The sequence below is a fragment of the Anaerolineales bacterium genome, assembly GCA_022866145.1.
Classification (GTDB): domain Bacteria; phylum Chloroflexota; class Anaerolineae; order Anaerolineales; family E44-bin32; genus PFL42.
Map to the genome: position 1 here is coordinate 1 of JALHUE010000202.1, position 2,066 is coordinate 2,066.

Consider the following 2,066-nt stretch of genomic DNA (forward strand, 5'->3'; position numbering starts at 1 on the left):
CTTCCCGCGCCCGTGCCGCTCCCACCCGCGAGTATATGTCATCCCGAGCGCCTGCCCGGAGCGCCTGTCCCGAGCGGTAGCGAGGGAGAAGCGAGGGGGCAGCGAGGGATCTGCTGTGGCCTCGTCTAACCGCCCCTGCGCCGCTCATCCCAGGATGTTGATCGCCGATCCGGCGATCACCGTGATCGTGATGAGGGAAAGCGCGGCCTGGAGGAGCATCAAGGCCTTGGCGCGCCGCGTCAACGGCAAGGCATCGGTCGGGCTGAAGGCCATCGACGTCGTGAACGCCAGGTACAAGTAGTCGGTGTAGCGAGGGGCCCAGGTTTCGTGGCCTGGCACCGGGCTGACGCGCTGGGGGAACAGGATCTCCCACGGTGCCGAAGCGGGCTCCGCCTCGTCGATTCCCGGCGGATCGATGATCCAATACCAGATGGAGAACGACAGTACGTTGACCACGGCGAGCCGGACGACGTCCACCAGGAGTGCGACGGCGTCGAGGTGCGCTTGCACGACGAGGACATCGATCAGCCTCCCCGTGCTGGCCACCAGCCCGAGGCTCAGCACAACGTTGGCGAAGACGATCGCCTGGAACAGACGCCGCTTCTGGCCCCGAGCCCAGAAGAACAGCACGGCCAGAACGGATCCGAGGCGCAGGAGCACCCAGGCAACCTCGAGCGACATCACGCCCTCGGTCCGAAGGGCTCCGAACATCAGGCCGAACGAGATGCCGGATTCCACCCACATCGTCAAGACCAGCACCAGGACGACCGTGGCGTGGGGCGAAAGGCGAATCCGCCGGGTGCTCGACGTGTGCTCGTCCATCGAGGGTTATGGGCTCGGCGCCGCACCCCCGTTCTTGAAGAGCAGGCGCTGGGCGCCGCCTGCCGTCTCCAGTGCCAGGCCGCCGGCGCCATCCGGCCCGCCCGCCGCCACGTTGTCCAGGAGCTGAGTGTACTCTTGATCCAGGGAAGCCTCACCGCAGTACGACGTTGTGGCGACGCCAATCTTGATCGTGAAGCCACTCTTCTGCGAGTAGGAGCCCTTGAATGTATTGCAGTCAGCCACGCCACCCAGGGTGCCATCCGCGTAGAAACTGATGGTGTAGTTGCCCGGGTTGGGCACGACCGTCTTGGAGCCAGTCGATTGCTCCATCACGCTCACCCACTCCCAGGTGATATTCTGAACCGGGTTGACCGTGGCTGTCGGCGGCAGGCTGGTCGCGCTCGGTTTGGCAGTTGGCGGCAGGCTGGTCGCACTCGGTTTGGCGGTTGGCGGCAGGCTGGTTGCGCTCGGTTTGGCAGTCGGCGCACTGACCGTAGCTGGGATGGTTGTCGGCAGCGCGCTGGCCTGATTGTTTCTGAATGCAACCCAACCCACACAGGCCAACGAGACCGCCAGAACTGCGACGACGATCCAGATTGCTGTTACGGTGCGTTTCATGATTTAGCGTCCTCTCCGCGGGCTGGGTACAGGTCACAACCATGTGACCTGTACCCAGCCATCTGAAACGTGCTTGCTAGCCGACGCTAGTCGACGGCGAACGCTGCCGCTGCAATCTTTTCAAGATCAAGATACTGCGCCGTTTCGACGGTCACTCCCACGCCGAGGATCGTCCCGCCTTTGAACTCGCCAGGTGCCTTGTATTCCTCACTAACGGGATCGCTGCTATCACGGCCGACGCACAGGCCATCTCCGCCCAGGCTGAACTTGCCTACCTGCGCCCGCATCGCGCCTTCAGCCACCACTTTTTCGTCCACGTATAGCTTGGTCGTGCCGGTAGACTCGTGGAACTGGCCCATGCCCTCGCGGATGAACTCCATGCCCAGGGTGTAGTTGCCGGGTTTGAGTTCACCTGAAACAAACTTCTGTTCGGGCTTGAGCCCGAGGAAGTTGTAGACGTAATACAGCTTCTTGTCCTTGATGAACAGCGCGTGACCGCCGAAGCGCGACCCGTGGGCGAAGATCACGCCCGAGCAGTTTGCATCGGTGATCTCGACATCAGCCAGGATCTTATAGGAACGTCCGCGCACGTTTACGGCAGCGGATTCGGGGATCTCAACAGTGCC

Annotated in this window: 3 protein-coding genes; all 3 read right to left on the bottom strand. The window is 63.0% G+C overall.

From position 1 onward, the window contains the following. Positions 1-144 precede the first annotated feature (144 nt). Positions 145-822, bottom strand: coding sequence for a DUF1345 domain-containing protein (locus MUO23_06410; GenBank protein ID MCJ7512588.1), 678 nt, complete (start codon positions 820-822; stop codon positions 145-147). A 6-nt stretch (positions 823-828) separates the two neighbouring features. After that, complete coding sequence (locus MUO23_06415; GenBank protein MCJ7512589.1) at positions 829-1,440, bottom strand: META domain-containing protein; 612 nt, start codon at positions 1,438-1,440, stop codon at positions 829-831. An 86-nt stretch (positions 1,441-1,526) separates the two neighbouring features. Further along, positions 1,527-2,066 (bottom strand): hypothetical protein (locus tag MUO23_06420; protein MCJ7512590.1); only part of this gene is annotated, 540 nt, incomplete at its 5' end.

Excerpts from the sequence above, each read along its gene's own strand:
- MUO23_06415 (MCJ7512589.1), bottom strand. The coding sequence starts at position 1,440 with ATGAAACGCACCGTAACAGCAATCTGGATCGTCGTCGCAGTTCTGGCG.
- MUO23_06410 (MCJ7512588.1), bottom strand. The coding sequence starts at position 822 with ATGGACGAGCACACGTCGAGCACCCGGCGGATTCGCCTTTCGCCCCAC.